This is a genomic window from Anabaena sp. UHCC 0399, assembly GCF_034931465.1.
In the GTDB taxonomy this organism is placed as follows: Bacteria; Cyanobacteriota; Cyanobacteriia; order Cyanobacteriales; family Nostocaceae; genus Trichormus; species Trichormus minutissimus.
Genome location: NZ_JAYGGZ010000006.1, coordinates 24,040 through 47,330, shown reverse-complemented (window position 1 = coordinate 47,330; position 23,291 = coordinate 24,040). Strand labels below are relative to the sequence as shown.

At 40.7% G+C, this 23,291-nt stretch carries 24 protein-coding genes; 8 read left to right on the top strand and 16 right to left on the bottom strand.

From position 1 onward, the window contains the following. Window positions 1-70: 70 nt before the first annotated feature. The 3 genes from cpeA to VB693_RS04920 all read right to left on the bottom strand — a co-directional run bounded on the left by cpeA (window position 71) and on the right by VB693_RS04920 (window position 1,594). The gene (cpeA, locus tag VB693_RS04930) at window positions 71-565 is read right to left on the bottom strand and encodes a C-phycoerythrin subunit alpha (RefSeq protein WP_190703025.1); all 495 of its coding nucleotides are present in this window, start codon (window positions 563-565) and stop codon (window positions 71-73) included. Window positions 566-644: 79 nt separating this feature from the next. Continuing rightward, window positions 645-1,199 (bottom strand): C-phycoerythrin subunit beta, encoded by a 555-nt coding sequence (cpeB, locus tag VB693_RS04925; RefSeq protein ID WP_190703028.1) that lies wholly within the window; start codon window positions 1,197-1,199, stop codon window positions 645-647. A gap of 239 nt (window positions 1,200-1,438) precedes the next feature. Beyond that, window positions 1,439-1,594: an NblA/ycf18 family protein gene (locus VB693_RS04920; protein ID WP_323265292.1), complete on the bottom strand. Its 156-nt coding sequence runs from the start codon at window positions 1,592-1,594 to the stop codon at window positions 1,439-1,441. A 257-nt stretch (window positions 1,595-1,851) separates the two neighbouring features. On the opposite strand from VB693_RS04920, the gene VB693_RS04915 reads away from it, so the two are divergent. The 3 genes from VB693_RS04915 to VB693_RS04905 all read left to right on the top strand — a co-directional run bounded on the left by VB693_RS04915 (window position 1,852) and on the right by VB693_RS04905 (window position 3,953). Beyond that, complete coding sequence (locus tag VB693_RS04915; protein WP_190703033.1) at window positions 1,852-2,460, top strand: phycobiliprotein lyase; 609 nt, start codon at window positions 1,852-1,854, stop codon at window positions 2,458-2,460. After that, window positions 2,417-3,010, top strand: coding sequence for a hypothetical protein (locus tag VB693_RS04910; RefSeq protein WP_323265291.1), 594 nt, complete (start codon window positions 2,417-2,419; stop codon window positions 3,008-3,010). The genes VB693_RS04915 and VB693_RS04910 overlap by 44 nt, the downstream gene beginning before the upstream one ends. A 202-nt stretch (window positions 3,011-3,212) precedes the next feature. Beyond that, window positions 3,213-3,953, top strand: coding sequence for a phycobilisome rod-core linker polypeptide (locus VB693_RS04905; protein ID WP_323265290.1), 741 nt, complete (start codon window positions 3,213-3,215; stop codon window positions 3,951-3,953). Window positions 3,954-4,019: 66 nt separating this feature from the next. Here VB693_RS04905 and VB693_RS04900 read toward each other — a convergent pair whose 3' ends face one another. From VB693_RS04900 to VB693_RS04885, 4 genes are all read right to left on the bottom strand, one after another. After that, window positions 4,020-4,670 carry a hypothetical protein gene (locus tag VB693_RS04900; protein WP_323265289.1) on the bottom strand — a complete coding sequence of 217 codons (651 nt, stop codon included), beginning with the start codon at window positions 4,668-4,670 and terminating at the stop codon, window positions 4,020-4,022. Window positions 4,671-4,822: 152 nt separating this feature from the next. Further along, on the bottom strand, window positions 4,823-5,668 hold the full coding sequence (locus VB693_RS04895) for a class I SAM-dependent methyltransferase (RefSeq protein WP_323265288.1): 846 nt from the start codon (window positions 5,666-5,668) through the stop codon (window positions 4,823-4,825). Window positions 5,669-5,844: 176 nt separating this feature from the next. After that, a complete protein-coding gene (locus VB693_RS04890) occupies window positions 5,845-7,293 on the bottom strand; it encodes an adenylate/guanylate cyclase domain-containing protein (protein WP_323265287.1) in 1,449 nt (482 codons plus the stop codon). Next, the gene (locus VB693_RS04885; protein WP_323265286.1) at window positions 7,290-8,366 is read right to left on the bottom strand and encodes a molybdopterin-dependent oxidoreductase; all 1,077 of its coding nucleotides are present in this window, start codon (window positions 8,364-8,366) and stop codon (window positions 7,290-7,292) included. Before VB693_RS04885 ends, VB693_RS04890 begins: the two co-directional genes overlap by 4 nt. A gap of 295 nt (window positions 8,367-8,661) precedes the next feature. Between VB693_RS04885 and pruA the strand changes: the two genes are divergently transcribed. Then, a complete protein-coding gene (pruA, locus tag VB693_RS04880; protein WP_323265285.1) occupies window positions 8,662-11,646 on the top strand; it encodes an L-glutamate gamma-semialdehyde dehydrogenase in 2,985 nt (994 codons plus the stop codon). Window positions 11,647-11,704: 58 nt separating this feature from the next. Here pruA and VB693_RS04875 read toward each other — a convergent pair whose 3' ends face one another. Beyond that, the gene (locus VB693_RS04875; RefSeq protein WP_323265284.1) at window positions 11,705-13,426 is read right to left on the bottom strand and encodes an ATP-binding protein; all 1,722 of its coding nucleotides are present in this window, start codon (window positions 13,424-13,426) and stop codon (window positions 11,705-11,707) included. Between the two features lie 527 nt (window positions 13,427-13,953). On the opposite strand from VB693_RS04875, the gene VB693_RS04870 reads away from it, so the two are divergent. Continuing rightward, window positions 13,954-14,880 carry a cobalamin-binding protein gene (locus VB693_RS04870; protein ID WP_323265283.1) on the top strand — a complete coding sequence of 309 codons (927 nt, stop codon included), beginning with the start codon at window positions 13,954-13,956 and terminating at the stop codon, window positions 14,878-14,880. 15 nt (window positions 14,881-14,895) lie between these two features. Here VB693_RS04870 and VB693_RS04865 read toward each other — a convergent pair whose 3' ends face one another. The 3 genes from VB693_RS04865 to VB693_RS04855 all read right to left on the bottom strand — a co-directional run bounded on the left by VB693_RS04865 (window position 14,896) and on the right by VB693_RS04855 (window position 17,072). Further along, window positions 14,896-15,192 carry a protealysin inhibitor emfourin gene (locus tag VB693_RS04865; protein ID WP_323265282.1) on the bottom strand — a complete coding sequence of 99 codons (297 nt, stop codon included), beginning with the start codon at window positions 15,190-15,192 and terminating at the stop codon, window positions 14,896-14,898. Window positions 15,193-15,345: 153 nt separating this feature from the next. Next, a complete protein-coding gene (locus VB693_RS04860) occupies window positions 15,346-16,428 on the bottom strand; it encodes a M4 family metallopeptidase (RefSeq protein WP_323265281.1) in 1,083 nt (360 codons plus the stop codon). Window positions 16,429-16,835: 407 nt separating this feature from the next. Continuing rightward, window positions 16,836-17,072, bottom strand: a complete 237-nt coding sequence (locus VB693_RS04855) for a hypothetical protein (protein WP_323265280.1) — start codon at window positions 17,070-17,072, stop codon at window positions 16,836-16,838. A gap of 260 nt (window positions 17,073-17,332) precedes the next feature. Between VB693_RS04855 and VB693_RS04850 the strand changes: the two genes are divergently transcribed. Together VB693_RS04850 and VB693_RS04845 are read left to right on the top strand one after the other, a co-directional pair. Then, window positions 17,333-17,467: a DUF4160 domain-containing protein gene (locus VB693_RS04850; protein ID WP_323265390.1), complete on the top strand. Its 135-nt coding sequence runs from the start codon at window positions 17,333-17,335 to the stop codon at window positions 17,465-17,467. Window positions 17,468-17,470: 3 nt separating this feature from the next. Then, entirely contained in the window at window positions 17,471-17,746 is a 276-nt protein-coding gene (locus VB693_RS04845) for a DUF2442 domain-containing protein (protein ID WP_190703065.1), read from the top strand. Here the strand turns inward: VB693_RS04845 and VB693_RS04840 are convergent. The 5 genes from VB693_RS04840 to apcB form a co-directional block, all read right to left on the bottom strand. Next, complete coding sequence (locus tag VB693_RS04840; RefSeq protein ID WP_416233367.1) at window positions 17,736-17,909, bottom strand: hypothetical protein; 174 nt, start codon at window positions 17,907-17,909, stop codon at window positions 17,736-17,738. The two genes, VB693_RS04845 and VB693_RS04840, sit on opposite strands and share 11 nt — an antisense overlap. 126 nt (window positions 17,910-18,035) lie before the next feature. Continuing rightward, window positions 18,036-18,542 (bottom strand): hypothetical protein, encoded by a 507-nt coding sequence (locus VB693_RS04835; protein ID WP_323265279.1) that lies wholly within the window; start codon window positions 18,540-18,542, stop codon window positions 18,036-18,038. An 11-nt stretch (window positions 18,543-18,553) separates the two neighbouring features. After that, window positions 18,554-20,212, bottom strand: a complete 1,659-nt coding sequence (locus tag VB693_RS04830; protein ID WP_323265278.1) for a Z1 domain-containing protein — start codon at window positions 20,210-20,212, stop codon at window positions 18,554-18,556. A gap of 8 nt (window positions 20,213-20,220) precedes the next feature. After that, entirely contained in the window at window positions 20,221-20,685 is a 465-nt protein-coding gene (locus tag VB693_RS04825) for a hypothetical protein (protein ID WP_323265277.1), read from the bottom strand. A 251-nt stretch (window positions 20,686-20,936) separates the two neighbouring features. Next, window positions 20,937-21,446, bottom strand: coding sequence for an allophycocyanin subunit beta (gene apcB, locus VB693_RS04820; RefSeq protein WP_190703071.1), 510 nt, complete (start codon window positions 21,444-21,446; stop codon window positions 20,937-20,939). A gap of 360 nt (window positions 21,447-21,806) precedes the next feature. Between apcB and glnA the strand changes: the two genes are divergently transcribed. After that, a complete protein-coding gene (glnA, locus tag VB693_RS04815) occupies window positions 21,807-23,222 on the top strand; it encodes a type I glutamate--ammonia ligase (protein WP_323265276.1) in 1,416 nt (471 codons plus the stop codon). The last annotated feature ends 69 nt before the right edge of the window (window positions 23,223-23,291 follow it).

The following is a 23,291-nucleotide window of genomic DNA, read 5'->3' as shown; positions in this document are numbered from 1 at the left end:
GAGCCAAGAACCTCTGGGCTTGCAGGGTAACAATGTACACCTGTCACCAAATCACAAGTCTAGCAGTTGACTAGGACAAAGAGTTGATAGCGTAGTCAAGTAGTGCATTGTACTCAGTCAATGCTTGAGCAGACATATCGCGAGGAGCGCAACCACGGTTACGAGCATAGCTTAATGCTTCAACGTAAGGAGCGGTGGGTAAGCCCAAAGCACGATAAACTTCACGTTGTCCAGCAATACCCCATTCATCCAAGGGGCCTGTACCGCCAACTACCAAGCTGTACTGGATCAAGCGCAAGTAGTGCTTGATGTCACGAGCGCACTTAGCTTTGAAGGTATCGGTGGAGTTAGCTTCACCAGCATTGTTCAAGTAAGGATACTTTTTGATACAAGCGTTGTAAGCTTCGGTTGCAACTGCATCAATGTTGTTAGCTAGCTTTTCAGCAGCTTCCAAACGAGCAGCTGCACGTTGGATAGAACCTTGTACTGATTCTAAATCAGAGGTGCTGGGGAAACGACCTGCGGCATCTGCTGATGCAATAACGGTGGTAACAACTGATTTCATTTCTTCAATCTCCCAAAAGGCTTTTAATTTAAAATGTGTTGGATGTTAATCTGTTGAGTTAATTGCAAATCGCAATTAATTAGCTCAGAGCAGAAATTACGCGATCGAAGTAGCTAGAAGCTTCAGCAACTAAGCTAGCGCAACGATCTTCTACAACAGGACTTCCCATCTTGCGCAATTTGGCACCAGCACGAGCCTCACTTGGGGTGTCTTGAATGTGAGCAGCTGCTTGAGCTTTCATGATTTGAACAGCACGCACGGTTGAGGTGGTGGGTACGCCTAGAGCCGCATAGGTTTCTTTCAAACCGTTCAAGCAACGATCATCTAGAACTGATGCGTCACCAGCTAATAGAGCGTAGGTTACATAGCGGAGGATGATTTCAGCATCGCGCAAGCAAGCAGCCATGCGACGGTTAGGATAGCAGTTACCACCAGCTTGGATCAAACCTTGGTTTTCGCAGATCATTCCAGCTACAGCATCAGAAACCATGCAGCTAGCATTACTAGCGATCGCATTTACTGCATCCAAACGTCTGTTACCACTAGCAACGAAGGATCTGAGGGCAGCAATATCAGATACGGTGGAAGTGCTGGCATCTGCTGAAACTACAGCTCTAGAAAAAGCGTCAAGCATTTCGCTCTCCTTGAATATTGGTTATCTATAAAACTTGAGTGTCTGTTCTGTGAACAAGACAATATAGAACATAAAAGATGATGCCTACCTCAGTCTCAGTTATGAGAAACTAAGTAACAATCCTTAACATAAAAAACAATACCCCAGCCAGAACTACCCTGACTGGGGAAACTATGTAAAATTCTTTGAGAGGGGCGAAACGAGGGGGGATTAATTGGTATTTTTTCTGAGAGGTGAGCCTAAACTTGCTTAAGAAGATGCTTAATCATATTGTCTTTGACCATTAACTGTCGCAGCACTTCCAAGAGAAATTTTTGAGATTCTTCCTGACTTAATCCCTTCACCTGCTCTTCATAAAGTTTGAGGTTGAATTTCTGCTCTAAGTTCAGCTCCATTGGAATGTCCATAGTTTTTACTCTCCAGTGTTTCGCAACTTTAGGTTTGTCTAGCCTCTAGATATAAGGTTAACAAAAGTTACGCCTACTTGACAAGTGGACACTTTTAGACGATTACGAATAAACGAGGTGTGCTGTTTGTAGTAGCGAGTTCAGTTGTGTCCGCTTCTTTGGTATAAGTTTTTGTTGGCAACTTCTTAACGTTTTATAATTTATGAGCAGAGGGTTTTCAACTTGTTGTTTGGAGTTAGCTTTTTATGGATGCAATGGAGTTTTTTGAACTAAGTACAGGGAGATGGCGATCGCAGCGAACGACACACCACCTGGCCTTCAAGCGATCGGAAGCTGGGGAATCAGATATCCAGGTACAAGCCTTTGCTGCTGATCATCCTCAAGTGATTGAAATTTGCCAACTCCATGAGGTTGACCCCAAATTAGCGATCGGTGGTGCTTTTGTAACTTGGCAAGGTGCAATGGGATGGGATAAAGAAGAAGAAAATCATGAAGGCTCTACAGTCTTCTCCCTGATTCCTGATGCCGATAACCCCCGCCAAGGCTCATTGCTGCGAGAACGAGGCTATGCCGAGATTGTCCCAGTAGCAGGACGCTATCACATGGATGATGAAGATGCGTTAGTCCTGACGACTGAGTACGACACGATGAGTTCGATTGAGAGGTTTTGGTTCGTCAGCCCCAGTCTCAGGATGCGAACTAGCACAGTCAAACGGTTTGGTGGTTTTAGCACTGCTACCTTTTGTACCGAATTTCGGATTGCAGATGCTTCAGAGGTTGCTTCTAACCTGACTCCTGACCAGATTAACAATGCGGCTCAACCCACAAAACACTTCTCCTTCTTTGGTTGGTAAATTAATCATTACCAGCAGTACCGATCCAGTGGCACGAGGGTTAGACTACCTTTATGGAGTTAGGTGTCTAGCTCTTGACTCAGAGATGATAGATGTGGTTTATGATATGAATAACCGCATTCCTCTATGTGCCTGGATCGGTGAGCATATTGATGCGGTGAATACACAACTGGAAAACTATCTTCAGGCTTGCCACGATTGTTTTCACCCTTGGGAGCAACCTGCTATTCAAATTTGTGCTGCTCCTATTGCTCAGTGTTTTGGAATTGATGCTCTCTGCAACCTTCAGACACATCCAATTACCATCCTGATTGATGTGGGACGAGTAGTGCCAGCAGACTGGTTGTTCTTAGTTGTCCACGAATATGCCCATGCTCATGTCGGGTTTCCGGGACACCACGAACAATTTGCGCGATCGCTCTCTCACCTCTGCCTCGGATTGGGAATTGCACCCCCCTCTGGGGAATCTACTATGGAATCTCACCTGCGATATTATCCTGATTGCCGTCCCACTCAGAACCCCCTAGCGTTTTGGCGCGGAGAAGACTGACGATCAAATGTTACGAATTACTGCTTTGTTTCGCAAATCAACAGGCGAAATCTCTACACAAGCGTATTCTGGATTCTGAGATTCCGTACACGGTTGACAGTTACATCACCCGTAGTTGGAAGCTGCGGTCATTGGTTGCTGCTCATTCGATACGATGACGGAATTTTTTAGGTGAATTTTATTCAGCATAGAGGTGTTCATTATGTCAATTCCTTTGTTGGAGTATGCCCCTTCATCTCAAAATCAGCGTGTGACTAGCTTTGAGATACCTGGGGATGAACAGCCGAGAGTTTACACAACCGATAACCTGTTGTCAGCTAGTGAAATGGATGTGTTGATTGTGGCAGCCTATCGCCAAGTTTTTCATGAACAGCAGATGCTGTTGAATAATCGTCAAATCTTCCTAGAATCTCAACTCAAAGCCGGACAGATCACAGTCAAAGACTTTATTAGCGGATTAGTCTTATCCGATTCGTTTAGACGGCTCAATTACGATGCTAACAATAATTACCGCTTTGTAGAACTCTGTGTACAAAGGATTCTAGGGCGGAATATTTATAGCGATCGCGAAAAACTCGCCTGGTCTATTGTCCTTGCAACCAAAGGACTAAAAGGCTTCATTAACGATTTGCTCAACAGCGAAGAATACATCGATAACTTTGGTGATAGTACCGTTCCTTACCAACGGCGGCGGGTTTTACCCCAACGTTCTCAAGGCGAGTTACCCTTTGAACGGACAGCACGCTACGGCACTGATTATCGCGATAAGTTACCACCTTCAATGAGAGGCTATAAACAAAGTGAGCCATTTAGTTTACAAACCTTCTTAAGTAGTTCTGACAGGGATGTAATTTTATGGCTAGTGGCTTCCATCGTGTTTTTAATCGCCTCCTGCTACTTCCTACCCATGTTTGATTTATTAACCAAAATCGGCCCCTACTAAATAATCTCTCTGTGTCTCCGTGTCTCTGTGGTGAATAAACCCTTAATTTCACCACAAAGACCTGACTTATGACTGGGAAAGTATTTCAAGTTCTGCCTTCAGATTATATCTAGCAAATATCTCAGCAAATTCAAGCATCAAAGGCGTAAAATATATCTGTTGCCTTTGCAAAAATTGTTGCAAAAATTGTTGCCGTGCGACCACATACTCTGATGTTGACAACCAGGAATATTCTTGGCGAATATTATTTGCATATTCCCGATACTGCTCTGGACTAACAGCTAACATCCCTAAATCTGCATCTAATAGGACGTGACTATCAATATCATCTATATCGGCTTGATGGTGTTTAGTATTGAGAATCAGATGGGTAACAGTATTAATTTGATTAATAGGAATTTCTAAATTTCTGAGTAATTTATCTGCATATTCAGCACTGTTTTCTTCATTATCTTTTGCTTGAGCCTCATATACAACATCATGAAACCAAGCAGCCAATTGTACGGCAGCTAAGTTGTCAGTATAAGTTTGTAAAGTCTGAATTATCTCCAGAACATGATTAATGTGCTTCAGATTATGGTAGTAACGATGAGGAGCAGAATAGGAATCGATTAATTGAGCAAAACCTGTCTCCATAGCTATTTGGTTAACTCCAAAAGGTTGGAGAGTCTGCTGCCAGTGACGAAATAAAATATGCGTGAGATTTTCTGTAAACATAGATGCAGTATTGCCACTGTTGATATTAAAAAACTTTCAGTCCAGCTTAAATAAACCCGGTTTCTGCTACGAGTTTAGCTTGATGTTATCTTGCCCACATACTGAGAAGAAACCGGGGTTTTGGTGACAATCTTGACTATTGAATTGGACTACTAAGGGTTCTTACGATAAGAAAGAATCAAATAATGCAGTATCCCCAGCCGACTAATCCACTCAGCAACAGCTGTAGAATTAGCAGATTGCGCATATCCTGATTCACGCTGAATTCGTTTGATCAGTGGATAAGTAGGTAGGGTATTAGTAGTGATATCTTCCTCTACGATTGATGTAAAACCTGTAGTTTTAGCCAGTTGACGATAAGCGTCTAGGGTAAAACTACTATCAACTTTGCCGTATGTGTTACTAACGCTAGGCTTCAGTAAATTGCCTGCCATGTTCATCAAGGGACGGACAAATTTTAAGGGTACAAAGTCACAAATAGCTAATGTACCGCCTGGTTTTAACACTCGCCATGCTTCTTGGAAAAAGCGTTCACGACTGGGGAAATGAAAGATGCACTCAACAGCAAGTACCAAGTCAAAAGAATTATCTGCAAAAGGTAATTGACAAGCATCTCCTTCAATAAATTCGATTTCGTTATGATTACGGGGTTGGACTTGTTCTCTGGCTCTAGCGAGTTGGCGGGGGTCAATATTTAAACCAGTCAACTGCATATTGCTGAAGCGATCGCTTAAACTGGCGATCGTACCACCAAATCCACAGCCGCAGTCCAACACCTTTTGCCCATCAGCCGCGCCACCTGCATCACACACTCGGCGAGTTAAATTTTCTGCGGCGGTGGCGAAATCCTCTATTGATCCATCTGATGTATTTGGGTTTGCCCAGTAGCCCCAATGTACGTGCAGACCAAAGGTTTTAATTAATTCGCTGTTACCTTGACTAAATCCTTCTAGTAATTGGTCAAAATAAGGTAATTCAACTTTTTGATGATCAATCATACAATTCTGTAAAAACTTACACCAATTTTTAGCATGATTTGGTGTCTAGCTGGGATTGGGAATTGAGGAGACAAGGTACACAAGGTATAATTTTCTCAGCACTCATCACCGGCTAAACGCCGCGCTACCGCTAACGCAACTCATCACTCATCACTCATCACTCATCACTCCCTCACTCAGCATTCGTAGATAGCGATAGCTTCATCTTTACCTTTTAATTTCACTGCTTGATTTACTAATCTCAGAGAAAATAATTCTGGCGAGGATAAATTCTTCACTACTGACTCAGTGATCAAAATCCCACAGCCATAGTGCTTGGTTAATTCCTCAACGCGAGCAGCAATATTTACAGCATCACCTACTACTGTAGAATCAATCCGGCAAGTAAAACCCACTGTCCCCATTACTACCTCACCGCGATGAATACCGATACCCACGGCGATTTTTGGTAAACCGTTCTGTCTTCGTCCATCATTAAATTTATCCAAAGCTTGCTGCATCCAGATTGCTGCTTGTAGTGCGCCATCAGTAGCAACATCATCAAACAACGCCATAATTGCATCACCAATATACTTATCAATAAACCCACCTGCTTGATCTATCGCCTTTCCCATGCAAGCTAAATAATCATTTAAAAATATAAAGATTTCTTGTGGTGTCATCACCTCCGACATTGATGTGTAACCCCGGATATCACAAAATAAAATCGTGATCGTTCGGGTAGTTGCTAAACCCACAGCAATATTTTCAATACCTTGGGGCGCGATCGCTAAAATAAATTTATTCGGTACAAATAACTCAAAAGATTCTAAAGTCTTTTGTAACTTATTGAATGAACCCTGCAAAGCCGCAGACATTTCATTAAATGAAGTCGCCAAAGCTCCAATTTCGTCTGCATTGGTAATTTGGGCGCGATGTTGCCAATCACCAGCCGCAATTTTCATCGCACTCACCTGCAATCGGCGAATAGGTTCACTGATCCGCTTGGCTAAGATATACGCCAGTACCCAACCAATTGCCAAGCCAATCAAACCAACTACTAACGCCTGATTTACTACCTCAGTAATAGCACGGTCAACTCGGCGTAAAGACATACCTAAACGCAGAGTCCCTATCTTTTGACCAGATGATAAGCGAATATCTGAGGCTACTTCCATTACCCTTTCACCTCGTTTAGCCCGTAAATTTTCGGAAAAATAGATATCTCGGAGAATAAATGTCTCTGTTACAGTTAATGGTTGTGTTGATTCTAAGGCAGTATTAGTCACTGCTACAGGCACAACATCGGGAATATACTGATTTTGCAACTCATTGAGGGATGCAGCCACAATCAAATTTGCTTGGCGAGCATCGGAGATGAAAACATACACAAAATCTTGATTTTGCTGCAAAAGTACATCAAGAGTAAGGCGAATTTGACTCCAGTTTTCTTCTACTAATTCATCCCCTAAAGTATAAGTTAACACACTGGCAAAAGAGTTAGCATCCTGCACACTTTCTTGTTGATAGAGATGACTTTCACTTTTTGCCCACACAGAGACAATTGCACCAATTACAGTCAGCAGTAAAAGCGTAGTAGTAGCCATAATCCGGGTGCGGATTGACCGGAAAACCCAAAATTTCATGGTTTGATCACCAGTTCTTCTACAAAAGTTACCCACCGCCAACCCTGAGTTTGAGCTTGACACTCAGAACCAAAAGCTAAGGTAATAGGGCCACCCATTTTGGCTGGGATGGGTTGTTTGTTATCACCCCATTTACTTGCTAAGAGAATGTCACAGTTTTGGATATCAGCAGAGGTTAATTTGGCCGGGTTAAGGTTGTTGTGGTGCGTTTTCCGCTTACCTTGCACCACAACCTCCCCAGCAGTAAGTAATTTTACTTTGGCGAAGTCTAAAATATTTCGCATCTTTACACCATGTAGTTTGACTTTGCCACTCGGCCAGCCACTACGATAACCAACAGTTTCGGAAATGGTAACTTGGGGTAATGTTTCTAAATCAGCCAGGTTGAGTTCTTGCTTTCCTACCCGCAGGCGGACTGGTTCTGTTCCCACAATGATATTACTGACATAAAACACCCAAAATGATTGGGGATACTGTTGTCTCATGTGGGGATATTGAGTCTGAGGAAAGACTAAATAAATGGGGCCGCCTTGATTGCGGCTCATGGGTTTACCGTTGTTAGCGATCGCTAAAATAATTGGATACTTGATTAAATCTTCTAAGTTGACTGTCACCTGGTAAGAGTTGTAAGCAATAAAAGTTACTTCAGTTACGCCAGGTTGATAACCAAATTTTTGCAGCAGTTTCGAGACAGGGACACCCTGAAAATCAAACACCTGATTTGGCTGAATAACGTAATTAGCATCGGTGGTTTTGACATGAGTTGTAGCTAAATCTTGTAGCTGTTGCCAATTCAACGTCACGCTTTTACCATTAGTTGTCTCACCTTGAATAGCCAAATTCCACTCAGTTTCTTGGGTGTTTTTGGCGTTATCTGCCACCATTTCCCCATTGCGAGCGATCGCTTCTTGACGCCATACTTCCAGTTGTTCATTACTAGGCTGGTATGTACAACCTCCTAGGTAGACAACAGCCATCAGCAAAGTGCTGTAAAGCCCTGCGGGCATAGCTGCGCTTAGAGCGATAACGAGAGTTGAGCAGCGTAATGAGTAGTGAGTGCTGAGTAAAAACATAGGACTTTTCCTTATATTCCTCATTTCCTCCTACTCCATTTTTCATTCGTGTATTACTGTTTTACACCTTGTATCAAAATCGTCCAGACAAAAACTTGACGTACAAAACCAAACTTCCCTCTAATTTTTGAATTTTGTAGCTTGCTTCTCCGTTCGCGTAGCCTCTCCGATAGGAGAAGGAGTATTTTGAATTTTGAATTTCGTGATCTGTGGTGACAAAAAAATTGACGAGTCACAATAGAAAGCACAGACTTCATAAATTAAACTCTTAACTTACATCAGGAGTTCACTATCAGTGGTATTACAAATACAAACCAGCACCTACGAAGCTAAAACCCAAGAAATTGCTAAACAACTTTTAGCCGCAACTCAAGAAAATCGCTCATTTTTAGCTTCTCTGCGTGATCAAATGCGTTGGGATGATAAATTGCTAGCTTGGGCGATGAGTAACCCCGGTTTGCGGGTGCAATTATTTCGGTTTATCGATACTCTGCCAGCACTGCGGAGTAAATCAGAAATTGCTGCCCATCTCCAAGAATATTTAGGTGATGAATCTGTTGAACTCCCAGCCGCCTTAAAGGGAATGTTGAATTTCGCCAACCCTGAATCTATGCCAGGACAAGTGGCTGCAACTAGTGTATCTACGGCAGTTGAGACGTTAGCTTATAAATATATTTCTGGCGAAAATATTAAACAAGTCATTAAAACCGTCGAACGACTGCGAAAAGAAAAAATGGCTTTCACCATTGATTTACTTGGTGAGGCGGTAATTACGGAAATAGAGGCACAGTCTTATTTAGAACGCTATCTAGAATTAATCGCCCAATTAACAGAAGCATCTAAGAGTTGGGGAAATATTCCCGCTATTGATGAAGCTGATGGTGAAAAGATCCCAAAAGTCCAGGTTTCTGTGAAGCTAACGGCTTTTTATTCTCAATTTGACCCATTAGATGCTCAAGGTAGTGAGGAGAGAGTTAGCGATCGCATTCGGACTCTGTTACGTGAGGCTCAAAAGTTAGGAGCATCTATCCATTTTGATATGGAACAGTATGCGTATAAAGACTTAACTCTCAATATTTTGCAAAAAATCTTATTGGAAGATGAATTTCGTCAACGTACAGATATTGGGATGACTATCCAAGCTTATCTCCGTGATAGTGAACAAGATGCCAAAAACGTGATCGCTTGGCTAAAACAGCGTGGCTATCCTTTAACTATTCGCTTGGTAAAAGGCGCGTATTGGGATCAAGAAACGATCAAGGCTGTTCAAAAACATTGGCAACAGCCTGTTTTTCATGATAAAGCAGCAACAGATGCCAATTTTGAGGTGATTACTCAGTTGCTGCTGGAAAATCATCAGTATGTTTATTCTGCTATTGGTAGTCATAATGTGCGATCGCAAGCACGGGCGATCGCTATTGCGGAAAGCTTAAATGTTCCCCGGCGACGGTTTGAGATGCAGGTGCTGTACGGGATGGGGGATAAGTTGGCTAAGGCTTTGGTGGATCGGGGTTATCGGGTGCGGGTTTATTGTCCTTATGGTGAATTGTTGCCGGGAATGGCTTATCTGATTCGGCGTTTGTTGGAAAATACGGCTAATAGCTCTTTTTTACGGCAAAATTTGGAGAATCGACCAGTTGAGGAGTTGCTTGCTGCACCGAAGGTTGATCTGTCTCACGCAGAGGCGCAGAGGCGCAGAGAGGATCAGGAGGGGTTTGTTGGTGCGGCGGATACGGATTATGCGGAGGTGGAGGAAAGAAGGGAGGCGGCGCGGGCTTTTGCGGCTGTGCGTGGGGAGTTGGGACGGAGTTATTTACCTTTGATTGATGGGGAGTATGTGAATACTTTAGAGGTGATTGATTCTGTTAATCCTTCTAATTTTAGTGAGGTGGTGGGGAAGGTTGGATTGATATCTGTGGAACAGGCGGAACTCGCGATGCAGGCGGCTAAGGCGGCTTTTCCTGGTTGGCGGCGTACTCCTGTGAAAGAACGGGCGGGGATTTTGCGTCGGGCGGCTGAGTTGATGGAAGCACGTCGGGCAGAACTCTCGGCTTGGATTGTTTTGGAGGTGGGGAAACCTGTTAAGGAAGCAGATGCGGAAGTGTCGGAGGCGATCGATTTTTGTCTCTACTATGCCGATGAGATGGAACGGCTGGATCAGGGTGTAATTTATGATGTGGCTGGGGAAAATAATCGTTATATTTACCAGCCGCGCGGTATTGCTGTGGTGATTTCACCTTGGAATTTTCCTTTGGCGATCGCCTGTGGGATGACTGTTGCTGCTTTAGTGGCGGGAAATTGTACTTTGCTCAAGCCGGCGGAAACTTCTTCTGTAATTACTGCTAAACTCACGGAAATTTTGGTAGAGGCTGGCATCCCTAAAGGTGTATTTCAATATGTACCGGGAAAGGGTTCGCAGGTGGGTGCTTATTTGGTAAGTCATCCTGATACCCATGTCATCGCTTTTACTGGTTCTCAGGAAGTGGGTTGTCGCATTTATGCTGACGCTGCTACCCTCAAACCTGGACAAAGGCACATGAAGCGGGTTATCGCGGAAATGGGCGGTAAGAATGCCATCATTGTTGATGAAAGTGCGGATTTAGACCAAGCTGTTGTGGGTGTGGTTCAGTCGGCTTTTAGCTACAGTGGACAAAAATGTTCTGCTTGTTCGCGAGTGGTGGTGGTAGAAACAATTTATGATGCCTTTATCCGGCGGTTAGTGGAGGCTACAAAGTCTCTAAATATTGGAGAGGCGGAGTTACCAAGTACCCAAGTCGGCCCTGTAATTGATGCTAATGCCCGCGATCGCATCCGTGAGTATATTGCCAAGGGTAAAGCAGAATCAGAGTTAGCACTGGAATTAGCCGCACCTGAACAGGGTTATTTTATCGGCCCAGTTATCTTTAGTGAAGTTCTACCCAATGGGACAATAGCCCAGCAAGAAATTTTTGGCCCAGTCTTGGCAGTAATTAAAGCCAAAGATTTTACCGCAGCTTTAGCAGTTGCCAATGATACCAACTACGCCTTGACAGGTGGACTTTACTCCCGCACTCCTTCCCACATTCAAAAGGCACAAGCCGATTTTGAAGTCGGAAATCTGTATATTAACCGTAATATCACAGGAGCGATCGTTGCTCGGCAACCCTTTGGTGGCTTCAAGCTTTCCGGTGTCGGTTCTAAAGCAGGGGGGCCTGATTATCTCCTGCAATTCCTCGAACCACGCACCATCACAGAAAACATTCAACGCCAAGGTTTTGCACCAATTGAAGGCGCGGAATAATTCGTAATTCGTAATTGAATTGGGCATGCGGGTAAAATCTCCTTTGCCCCCTGCCCCCTCAAATTTCCTGATCTGGCAAAAATAATGTAAATTGACTACCAACCCCTACCGTTGATGTTACTGTCACATCACCACCATGCAAACGCGCTAATTTTCGCGTTAAGGCTAAACCGAGTCCCGTGCCTTCATACTGACGGTTTAGTTTACTATCTAACTGTTTAAATGGTTCAAATAAAAATTGAAATTGACTTGCTTCAATCCCAATTCCCGTATCTGAAATTGTAAATATCATCCCTTTGGGTACTTTTTTTACTGTCAATGAAACTTCACCTGTGGAGGTAAATTTAATCGCATTAGTCAGCAAATTGAGTAACATTTGCTTAATGCGTCGCTCATCGGCAATGCAAATATCTGCGCTGGTATCAATTTCACTGGTGAGGATTAATTGTTTTTCAATAGCGAGATCGCGCACACTAGATAAAACATAATTACACAAATCTGCAACTACTATAGGCATCAGACATATTTCTTCTTTGCCTACTTCTACCTTTGATAAATCCAAGATATCGTTAATTAATGACAGTAGATGTTCACCACTACCGTATATACAACTAATATATTCTTTCTGCTTCTCATTCAGAGAACCAGCTATTTCTTGTTGCAGTAACTGAGACAAGCCCATAATAGCATTCAGAGGTGTCCGTAGTTCATGGCTCATGGTGGACAAAAATTCACTCTTGGCTCTACTACCAGCTTCTGCGGCTGCTTGTGAGGTACGCAGTTGTAATTCAGTTTGTTTGCATTCGGTAATATCCTTGACAATAACTAACAACAACTCAGTTTCACCATCAAAACCAGGCATTACAGAAACAGAAAGTCTAACCCAAACTAAGTTGCCATTTTTATGTATTAAGCGTCTTTCTACTTCAACATATTTTGTCTTATCAAGTTGTTGAATGTCCGTGCATATATCTACAAACAATTTTTGATAATTATCTAAATCTTCTTTTGTTTGGAAAATATAATCTATCAAGCACTTGCCGAATAACTCTTCTCGACTATACCCAAGCATTTGACATAGTGCCGGATTTACATCCACTATTTGAGCTTTTATATCTATTAGTCCAATCCCAACAGAAGAACGCTCAAAAATTGCCCGACATTGTGCCTCACTCTTTTGTAGTGCTTCCTGTGCAGCGTGACGTTCTCTCGCTTCTATCGCTAATGACAAAAAATCTGCGATCGCACCAGCAAAATACTCTTCATCTACATTCCAATCACGAACTTCAGCACAATGTTCATAGCATAATATCCCTAATAAACGACCCTCTACCCAAATTGGTGTACTGAGCAGAGACATAACATTAAAGAGAGAAAGATATGTTGCAAATAACTCTTGGGTTCTTTTGTCATGAATGACATCATTTACTGCAATGCAGCGTTCCTCTGCTAAAGCTTGGAAATACTTAGGATAATTCATTGCTGACAAAGACTGACCAAAAGTATGCTCATCAGTATTGAGATTATACAGATCAATACACTCAATTCCTGAGCGTGCTTCGTTGTATAACCATACACTAACTCGCGACACTAGAAGTGTTTGCGCTACAGCTTCCGTGATTTCTTGGAATACAGCATTAAGCGTACCTGTTTGGAACGTCTTGCTTGTTGCCAAGTTTAATAGTGTCCGGCTTTGTTGGCGTCGCGCATTGTCTAGAATTGGCAGTACTTCTTGAGACTGCTGGTATTTTGTAATATCTTTAACCACTAGCACCTGCATGTGTTCTCGACAGAAATCACTTTGCATTGCAGTTCTAAAAAATCAATAGAACTGTTTCTATAAATACAACTTTTACATATAGATTTACAGATCCTAAAGGTGTATTTTTTGATATATTTTTTGTAATTTCTATGTTTTTAGTTGCAACCTATTGTGTATAAGATGTTTTTAACTTGATATCAATTATCTCATTGGTAGCAAGCAATCACAAGAAAAATATATGTGTTAATTTTTTACAAAGATTTCACATAAAATTTAAAATAACTGGATTTATAGCTAAGTTACCTAAATGTAGATCAAAATCACGAAACATTGATCAAACTATACATTAACAAAAGTAATTTAGATAGCTATTCCGGCTAATTACTGACTATGTGATTAATAATTGATAAATTACTGATATACCCCGTTTTCTAGTAACAGTGAGATTAACACTTGTGTATTCTCCTCTAGAAAGATACTTCCAGAGCTAAATTTTGCAACAATTGAAGTAAGGCTAGAGCAGCTATTATACAAATGGTGCAACAATGGAAAATTCTAGTATCAGAATTATTTCTCTAATTCCTAGTGGGACAGAGATTTTAGCAGCCTTGGGTTTAACAGATGCGATCGTAGGGCGATCGCATGAATGCGACTATCCTCCAGAAATAGTAGATCGTCCTATTTGTACCCAGGCACGCTTAGATAGCAATATTCCCAGCAACCAAATCCATAATCAGATCAATGATTTGCTACAATCTGCCCTCAGTATCTATCAAGTCAAGACAGATATTTTAGAAAAATTACAGCCTACCCATATCTTGACCCAAGATCAATGTAAGGTTTGTGCAGTCAGCTTAAACGAAGTAGAAAAAGCAGTTGCCGAACTTACCCAAAGTACGCCTCAAATCATCTCCTTACAACCTAATCTACTGGAGGATGTTTGGAATGACATTGAGCGAGTAGCGCATATCTTTGATGTAGATGCAGTTCAGGTGTTAGAAAACTTAGAGGCTCGCGTTACGATTTGTCAACAAAGAATCCAAGGACTGTCTTTGGCAGAATTACCAACTGTCGCCTGTATCGAGTGGACAGACCCTCTCATGGTAGCAGCCAATTGGATTCCTGAATTAGTCAACTTGGCCGGGGGACAATCACTATTTTGTGTGACTGGTCAACCTTCTCCCAATTTGCAATGGGAAACACTATTAGTCAGCAATCCCGATATCATTATTTTTATGCCTTGCGGTTTTGATTTAAATCGCACCCGTCAAGAAGCTCAATTAATCACCCAAAACCCTGATTGGCAAAAACTGCACGCTACTAAAAGCGGTAGAGTCTACATTACTGATGGCAATGCCTACTTTAACCGTCCAGGGCCAAGACTGGTAGATTCTCTAGAAATTATGGCAGAAATTTTACATCCAGAAATTTTTGACTATGGCTACAGAGGTACTTCTTGGGAACGGTTATAAAGTTAAAAGCCAAAATTAAAGTGTTTTAACTTGATTGAGGTATTCAATTAGAGTTTTTAAAGTGTTGGTTAGTGCAGGTTCACTGGTAATGACTGAATGCTGTTGACCATGATCTTCTACCGTTAACTTATAGTGGAAGCGATCGCACTGAGAATTATCAGACATAATTTGCTCAGGTAGCTGAAAAAAATCTGCCGCCTCTACCAGTTGAGACAATTCCTCAGCTACCTGGAGTGGGAGAGTATTAGTGTCAACGCTAATTTTTTTACTAATCCCAGTAAAGCCACCCGTCCGTTCTAAAGATACCTGCATGGTTGAGAGGGATAAATACTCAAAACCACTCTAGCAAAAGTAGAAACGCAATACATCGCCTCTTCCAAGACCAATTCTTAAAAAATTCATAATTCATATTTCAATTACGAATTATGAATTATGTAGCTTGCTTCCGCGTAGCGGTATTACGAATTAACTTAAAACTCCCACCTGTTGCCAAGCTTTCTGTACTGCTTGATGTTCTCTACTCCCATCCCCGTAGAGTTCGCTAGCTATTTGCACAGTGACATCGGCAGCTTTTTTAAAATCAGCCTTAGCACGTAGGCGATCGCATAAAGCAATATACCAAATTTTACCTGCCTTCTCCCAAGCGTAACCCCCGATTTCCATCGCAGCTAGATAGAAAGCACGGTTAGGAATACCTGAGTTGATATGCACCCCACCATTATCAGCCCAGCCAGTATATTGGTCTTTAACATGGCCAGGTTGGGGATCTTTACCCAATACAGGATCATCATATGCTGTGCCTGGCTCTTTCATAGAGCGAATACCAGTACCTTTAACATTTGGCATCAGTAAACCCTCTCCAATAATCCAGTCAGCTTCTTCAACTGTCTGATTTTTTACCCTCTGTTTCACCAAAGCACCAAACACATCAGAGAAAGACTCATTTAATGCCCCTGGTTCGCCATAATATATCAATGCTGCTTCATACTGAGTTATACCATGCGTTAACTCATGTGCAATCACATCAATACACTTAGTAAAACGGTCGAATAATTCTCCATCTCCATCTCCATAAACCATCTGGTCGCCATTCCAGAATGCGTTTTCGTATTTCACACCGTAATGCACAGTTGAATCTAAACGCAGTCCTTTATTATCAATGGAATTGCGCTCAAATAGTTCGTAAAACAAATCATAAGTCGCACCAGCCGCATCATAGGCTTCGTCTACTGCTTCATCATTGCTAGGGGGATCACCTTCACTTCGTACTATAGTTCCTGGTAATTGCTGAAGATTTTTAGCATCATAGACTGTGCGGCTTTTTTCCCCAGGGGAAGGAGCAAAAGAAATATTCCCAATGATGTCTCTACGTCCACGCAACTGTGCCGAAAGATTTAATGTGTGGAAAGCCCAATTGCGTTGCTGTTCTGTACCATTCACCGCCACATTTTCCAGCATATGCGGCGGGATAACACAACATATAGGACACCTAGTTTGGGTAGAATGATTACAATTCAACCTAGATGATTTCTGTTGATTTCTAGCCATCTAATATAGTCTCCTTTGACAAGTATGTAAGGAACAACCGTGGTGTTTTATCCACGGTTGGAAGGAGCAGAGGAATTAATGCAGATGGCGAATCCCTGGTTGATATTTTGATGAATCTTTTCTACTTTTTATTGTCTAATAAATTTCTAGAAAATAAACAGCATTTCTAGCAAACAATCAAATATTGATATGCTGTAAAAATCATTTTTTATTTATATTTGAAAATTTGTAATTCCCAATCACTTCTGGTAATTATAAATAACTAAAAATTTCACTAATATCAAAAATATTGCAGATATTTTAATAGGGTTATTACTCAATCAGCTACATATATAAACTGAACTTATATATATTACTTCAGTAAAATCTCTATATACTGATAAAATAATTGTTTACGGTGGTTACTGTTAAATTATATTGCAACGAAAATTTTTCAATCTGGCTTCCTTCATTAAAAATTGGCAGCACACATCTGCTGATACTATTTCTGTATTAACAATGGTATTTTTCGTACAGGTGTAATGGCATCGGAGATTGCTAATTAAGTTGATCACATTAACGGGAAATAAATGGCGATCGCTCTTTAATCTTAATTTGAGCAGCAGCATCAACCTCACATCCAGGCTAATTAATTCCCTTTTCATTAACCATCACTTCACCCACCTAAATTAGCCTCTGTGCTAAAGCGCGGGAATTACATAAACAGGACTTACGCAAAAAGTCTCTCAAACCCTTATTTCTCTGTGTTCTCTGCGTCTCTGTGGTATGCGCTACGCGAACGTTATTCCGTAAATTGTGCGTAAGTCCTAATAAATTTAACTCTACTAATAAAATATCGAGTCGCTGCTTAACCAATTAACTTGATTCTCCTGTTGTTGACAAATAAATTTTTTGAAACTTTTGTATAGCGATCAAACTCTCCTCCAGGGTATTAGCACTTGTAGTTGAATGGGCAAACTTACATAAAACAGAATTGATGAATAATTGGGAAAAAGCTAGAGTCAATGATCCTGTAGAGAAAATCGAACCACTGGAGTAAGTCATGCTCAAAGATATTATTGCAGTCGAACCGAGAGAAGGTTATCAACTATACATCAAATTTGAAGACAACCGACAAGGCGTGATTGATATTAGTAAATTAATTTCCTTTACAGGGGTTTTTGCACCACTACAAAATATTGACTATTTCAAACAAGTAAAAATCAACCCCGAATGGGGAACTATTTACTGGGAAAACGGCGCAGATTTAGACCCCGATGTACTTTATGCTGAAATTACTGGAGAAGCAATCAGTAATTATCAAATTGCTAAAACCTAGTCAAAAATTGCGATCGCTTCTTTGGTGTGTTAATAGGCGATCGCTCTTTAATCTTAATCTCAGCAACAGCATCAACCTCTGTACCAGTCTTATCAATTATCTGTGCATTCAGCATTACTTCCCCGACTGAATCAGCCTCTGTGCTAAAGCGCAGGAATTGCATTTAACTCTACTAATAAAGTATCAAGTCGCTGATTAACCAAATTTTACCTTCTAAAAATATTTTTTTAACTGCTCCATTCTTGAATTTTAGAATCATTATCTCTAAGTTCGAGTTATATTTTAAACATCACTCATCTTCATCATAATTAAACATTAAAACAAATTTTTGTTTAGGCAAAACTAACATGGGTAAATAGATTGGATGACCATCCCAGCCTTTATTTTTTGCACCTTGTTGATAACAAATAATTAAGGTTGGAATATCAGGATTCATTTCTCTAGCTTGTTTTGACCATTCCCCTGAACCAAAACCAAATTGTAACCATCCAAAAGGCTCTTGTCTTTTCATTTCCAATCCTTGATTGTTATTCTTTTTACCCCTGCGAACATTTAAACATCCTTTTTCCATACCCTTGGATTTCATATCCATTAATCCTTTAATAATGCGTTTATGTTCCCACTTCTCATAAGGAACATAATAACTTTTTGTATATGTAATTATTTTGATGATAAAATCTATATCTACCTCATAATATTTATCATCATCGTTATATCTAGTTAGAATTTTATCTATTGCATGGAAATTATCTTCAATATCTTCCTTTTTATAAGCTGGATTTTGAGGAAAAACCAATTTTCCTGGCTCTAATACATTAATCTGTGATGGACTAAAACATTAGATCGAGTCGGTTTTAAATTTCCTCCGATCCAAACAGGTTGCAGTTTAATATTATGAATATCATCTCCAATTGCTTGACGCATTGCTTCATCTGATTCATGGATAGAGCGAAAAGTATCTAGTATATGATCAGGTAAAAAAAGGCGGGTAACGTCTTTTAATTTTGGGCGATAGCCATACATTCGAGCGTGTTGATGAACTGTATCCATCATTTTTTGTTTTGCATCACGCCCGTAATAAGTGACCATGAGTCCTTCAATTGTAACGCCTCTACCTAATCTATTTCCACCAATGAGTATATTCATACCTGGATTATAATTGGGTTCTTTTTCAGGATTATTTGCATTAATTATTTTAGGAATTGCGTGTCTTAGCTGAATCTTCAATTCCTCTATTAATTCGGTTAGTGGAGGTAAGCAATTAGCAGTTTTCTTTAATTCATTATAAGCTGCTTCTAGCCATTGGTAAGCCTGCTTATTTGCTGTGGCTGAACTCTTCCCTCGAATTGCTTTATCTAGATTAATTACAAATTGACCAATAACTTTCTCTAATATGTTATGGATATCTTGTTTGTAACAAATATGTACTAGAAAACAATATTTTACATCTTCTTCCCCAGAAGATAAAATTTTGTAAGTTGCACCAAGAAAGAAGCAACACAATGCAAGTCTTAACCCTTCAGGAATTATCCATTGATTACCAGGATTAATTGAACCTTTTTGTTTCTTTAATTCATTAATTTCTTCAGCATCTACGATACAACAATAGTTACTGTTTTCAGCAAAAAATAGCTCTCCACCCATATAACTACTACCTGGACTGGGTAGTGCGGCACAAAATTGTGGTTTACAAGGGTGAGGGAGGCTTTGAAGTAATAGGCTTTGAGGAGTCGCTGTGATTTGAATATAAATATGATTAGCTACTTCTTGACGTATTTTACCTATTTTGTCAAAAATTGTACTATCATGAATTGTACCTTTTCCTTGTTTAGCCTGTTTAGATTCATTTGTATTTAAACTGGCATTATCAGCTTCATCATCAAAAATTAATGTAGGAACATTCTTAACTTTTGCTGCTTTTAATACTGCCAGTAAATTATCTAGATGATGATGGTTTTTAGTGGAAACTAACACTACTCCTGTATCTTTGACATAAGGAATTACTTTAGTTTTAGCAAAATCAATGGGGTCTTTTTTCCATGCTTCCCAATCAAAAAAAACAGGACCACCTTGAACTTGATTATTAAAACGGTTTGCAGTTTGTTTTCCTAACCATGTATTGTCAGAAGTTAAGACAATAAAACAACGAAAGTTATTTTCATAAGACAGGGCTAAGGTAGCAATAGTCGTGTTGGTTTTACCACTTTGAACTCGACCGTAAATTAGTCCTGTTGTGCCATTTGGAATAGGGTCATTTCCTTTATAATGTTGATTTACTAAGCCTGTACTATCTTTTCCAACATCACCATTACCAAAAGTTTCTGAATAAACATTGACGCAGTTTTGGACAATTTCAATAGCAGTTTCTTTAAGTTTATTAGATTCTTCTTGCCCAATTTGCTTTTCTAGTCTCTTAATTAATTTGTCAATACAAGAACCATTTGTTGTAATAGAAGTATTTGTCATAATTTACTTTAAGCTAATAAAACTGCATCTGGCCAATTATTTTGGGGAATTGTGCGTTCTAAAGGTACTCTTCCTGTACCTTTAACATAGTAACTACCTCTTGATTCTCTTTTTATGGAAACACGCTGATTTACTAAACCCTCGCTAGTATCAATAATTGACGATAATTGTTCTTCTGATAGACAGCAAATTCCATCCCGATGACAAATCAATGCTATAAAAAGTTTGATATTAGGATAGATTTGATGAAAACTTGCTAGTGCTATTTCTTCCTGGTGACTGAAACTAAATGACCAAGAGGAAGTGGGTTTTCTCGATATTTTAAATAGAATAGCAGACTCTTTATTTGTGCTTTTTATAAGATACAAAGATGAATGGATAGAAGATAAATAGCTTATAGATATATAGGAAGTTTCTTTGAGGAGTCGAATAAAAGCTGCACCATGCAAAAATTCTAAATCATTGATACTCATGGAACTATGGTCTAAAACTATATATCTTGTTACAGATTATACCATGAAAGTTATGTATTATTATATTGAAAAAAGAAAAAGCGATACCTTCGGTAAGCTCCGCTAACGCCGCATCCATTAAACTTTCTAACCGCCTTCATACCAATCATGATAAATTTATGTAACAAAAAAAGCGATCGCCTTTTCACACAGCCAAGAGGCGATCGCTTGATTAAACTATGTAAACAGACATCTTGACAGTTATTAACTGCTTACACATCCTGTTCGCTTAACTCACGAGTGATGTGGTCAAATGGCTCATCCACAAAAGCAGTGCTGCTAACACCCGCAGCTGCTACTTGTTCTTTCACCAAATCCTTAAGAATTTGCACACCGCGAACTGTCGGAGCAATAGGTACACTCAGCGAATTGTAGGTTTCCCGTAGACCTTGCAACACACGCTCATCTAAAACGTTGGTATTACCAGCAACCAGCGCGTATGTAGCGTAGCGCAGGTAGTAGTCCATATCTCGCAAACAAGCTGCATAACGACGAGTTGTATAAGCGTTACCACCAGGACGAATTAACTCTGGTAGTTCTTCAAACAACTTAGCACCAGCTTGCTTCACAAGTGCCGCCGCATTCGAGTTAATTGCAGCCGCAGCTTGTACGCGAGCTGTGCCACTCTCAAAATAAGATTTCAAGCTGTCGATCGCGTTCCGGTCAAAATAACGACCAGTTACGTCATAATTCTTAATTAAGGTTGTTACTGCGTCACGCATTCCTTCTTCTCCCAATCGTTGCTATCGTGGTTTGATATTTATTTGGCCGCACTTACGCACCAGTAAATTTTTGTGCTATCTAGATATAGATTTGGCACAAAAACCATCTATCTATTATTTAAGGATTCTATGTCAAAGTTGACCCCTCTGAGATGAACTTTCCCCCTTTTGTGCAGATGTCGAAAGAAAGGTTAATATTACCTGTAATCCAGATGATCTGTAACAACTACTACAAAACTCTCTAATGTAGAGAATCTACGATATTTCAGGTGTGTCACAACTTTGTTCCGCTCAGTAGGGTTAGGATGCTTTGGCAGATTCTGGTTTGACGTTAAGAAATTGGCAGAGAAGGAGTAACGAATGACAACCCCACAAGAAGTCTTGAAAATGATTCAAGACGAAAACATCCAGATGATTGATTTGAAATTCGTCGATACACTCGGCACTTGGCAGCATTTGACGATGTTCCAAGACCAGATTGACGAAACTTCATTCTCTGATGGTGTACCCTTCGACGGTTCCAGCATTCGGGGTTGGAAAGGCATCGAAGAATCAGACATGACAATGGTGCTAGATCCTAACACCGCTTGGATCGACCCATTCATGGCAGAGCCAACATTAAGTATTATTTGTAGCATCAAAGAACCTCGTACTGGCGAATGGTATAACCGTTGCCCACGGGTTATTGCTCAAAAAGCAGTAGACTACTTAGTTTCTAGTGGTCTTGGTGACACCGCTTTCTTTGGCCCTGAAGCTGAATTCTTCATCTTTGATGATGTCCGCTATGACCAAACTGCCAACGAGGGATACTACCACGTAGATTCAATAGAAGGCCGTTGGAATTTCGGTAGAAAAGAAAGCCCCAACCTCGGTTACAAAACCCGCTTCAAAGAAGGTTACTTCCCAGTTGCGCCAACAGATACTTTCCAAGATATGCGGACAGAAATGCTGTTGACGATGGCAAAACTAGGTGTGCCTATTGAAAAGCATCACCACGAAGTAGCGACCGGCGGTCAGTGTGAATTGGGCTTCCGCTTTGGTAAATTAATCGAAGCGGCTGACTGGTTGATGATCTACAAATACGTGATCAAAAACGTAGCTAACAAATACGGCAGAACCGTTACCTTCATGCCCAAACCTGTGTTTGGCGATAACGGTTCTGGGATGCACACCCACCAGTCGATTTGGAAAGATGGTAAACCTCTGTTTGCCGGCGACAAGTATGCTGGTTTGAGTGATATGGCACTGTACTACATTGGTGGTATTCTCAAACACGCACCAGCATTGTTGGCAATCACCAATCCTTCCACCAACTCCTACAAGCGTCTAGTGCCTGGTTATGAAGCACCTGTAAACTTGGCTTACTCCCAAGGTAATCGTTCTGCTTCTGTGCGTATTCCTCTCTCTGGTACTAACCCCAAAGCCAAGCGTTTAGAGTTCCGTTGTCCAGACGCTACCTCTAACCCTTACTTGGCATTTGCAGCCATGCTGTGTGCTGGTATCGATGGGATCAAGAACAAAATCCATCCCGGTGAACCTTTAGACAAAAATATCTATGAACTCTCTCCAGAAGAACTGGCGAAAGTTCCTTCCACACCTGGTTCTTTAGAATTGGCATTGGAAGCACTGGAAAATGACCACGCTTTCTTAACAGAATCAGGCGTATTCACTGAAGACTTTATCCAAAACTGGATTGATTACAAGCTAGCTAACGAAGTTAAGCAGTTACAATTGCGTCCTCATCCTTATGAGTTCTATCTTTATTACGACGCTTAATTAATACCTGTTTGCAATTATATCCAAACGTGTAAATTTTGCCACCCTATAGGGTGGCTTTTTTGCGTA

What these genes read in the sequence shown, in the direction of transcription:
- VB693_RS04875 (WP_323265284.1), bottom strand. Translation starts at nt 13,426, where the DNA reads ATGCAGGTGCTAGTGGTTAAAGATATTACAAAATACCAGCAGTCTCAA.
- glnA (WP_323265276.1), top strand. Translation starts at nt 21,807, where the DNA reads ATGACAACCCCACAAGAAGTCTTGAAAATGATTCAAGACGAAAACATC.
- VB693_RS04845 (WP_190703065.1), top strand. Translation starts at nt 17,471, where the DNA reads ATGCTCAAAGATATTATTGCAGTCGAACCGAGAGAAGGTTATCAACTA.
- VB693_RS04885 (WP_323265286.1), bottom strand. Translation starts at nt 8,366, where the DNA reads ATGTTTTTACTCAGCACTCACTACTCATTACGCTGCTCAACTCTCGTT.
- cpeB (WP_190703028.1), bottom strand. Translation starts at nt 1,199, where the DNA reads ATGCTTGACGCTTTTTCTAGAGCTGTAGTTTCAGCAGATGCCAGCACT.
- VB693_RS04890 (WP_323265287.1), bottom strand. Translation starts at nt 7,293, where the DNA reads ATGAAATTTTGGGTTTTCCGGTCAATCCGCACCCGGATTATGGCTACT.
- VB693_RS04860 (WP_323265281.1), bottom strand. Translation starts at nt 16,428, where the DNA reads ATGGCTAGAAATCAACAGAAATCATCTAGGTTGAATTGTAATCATTCT.
- VB693_RS04895 (WP_323265288.1), bottom strand. Translation starts at nt 5,668, where the DNA reads ATGATTGATCATCAAAAAGTTGAATTACCTTATTTTGACCAATTACTA.
- VB693_RS04905 (WP_323265290.1), top strand. Translation starts at nt 3,213, where the DNA reads ATGTCAATTCCTTTGTTGGAGTATGCCCCTTCATCTCAAAATCAGCGT.
- VB693_RS04920 (WP_323265292.1), bottom strand. Translation starts at nt 1,594, where the DNA reads ATGGAGCTGAACTTAGAGCAGAAATTCAACCTCAAACTTTATGAAGAG.
- VB693_RS04870 (WP_323265283.1), top strand. Translation starts at nt 13,954, where the DNA reads ATGGAAAATTCTAGTATCAGAATTATTTCTCTAATTCCTAGTGGGACA.
- VB693_RS04840 (WP_416233367.1), bottom strand. Translation starts at nt 17,909, where the DNA reads ATGCAATTCCTGCGCTTTAGCACAGAGGCTGATTCAGTCGGGGAAGTA.
- VB693_RS04910 (WP_323265291.1), top strand. Translation starts at nt 2,417, where the DNA reads ATGCGGCTCAACCCACAAAACACTTCTCCTTCTTTGGTTGGTAAATTA.
- VB693_RS04915 (WP_190703033.1), top strand. Translation starts at nt 1,852, where the DNA reads ATGGATGCAATGGAGTTTTTTGAACTAAGTACAGGGAGATGGCGATCG.
- apcB (WP_190703071.1), bottom strand. Translation starts at nt 21,446, where the DNA reads ATGCGTGACGCAGTAACAACCTTAATTAAGAATTATGACGTAACTGGT.
- VB693_RS04900 (WP_323265289.1), bottom strand. Translation starts at nt 4,670, where the DNA reads ATGTTTACAGAAAATCTCACGCATATTTTATTTCGTCACTGGCAGCAG.
- VB693_RS04865 (WP_323265282.1), bottom strand. Translation starts at nt 15,192, where the DNA reads ATGCAGGTATCTTTAGAACGGACGGGTGGCTTTACTGGGATTAGTAAA.
- VB693_RS04825 (WP_323265277.1), bottom strand. Translation starts at nt 20,685, where the DNA reads ATGAGTATCAATGATTTAGAATTTTTGCATGGTGCAGCTTTTATTCGA.
- VB693_RS04855 (WP_323265280.1), bottom strand. Translation starts at nt 17,072, where the DNA reads ATGAAAAGGGAATTAATTAGCCTGGATGTGAGGTTGATGCTGCTGCTC.
- VB693_RS04830 (WP_323265278.1), bottom strand. Translation starts at nt 20,212, where the DNA reads ATGACAAATACTTCTATTACAACAAATGGTTCTTGTATTGACAAATTA.
- cpeA (WP_190703025.1), bottom strand. Translation starts at nt 565, where the DNA reads ATGAAATCAGTTGTTACCACCGTTATTGCATCAGCAGATGCCGCAGGT.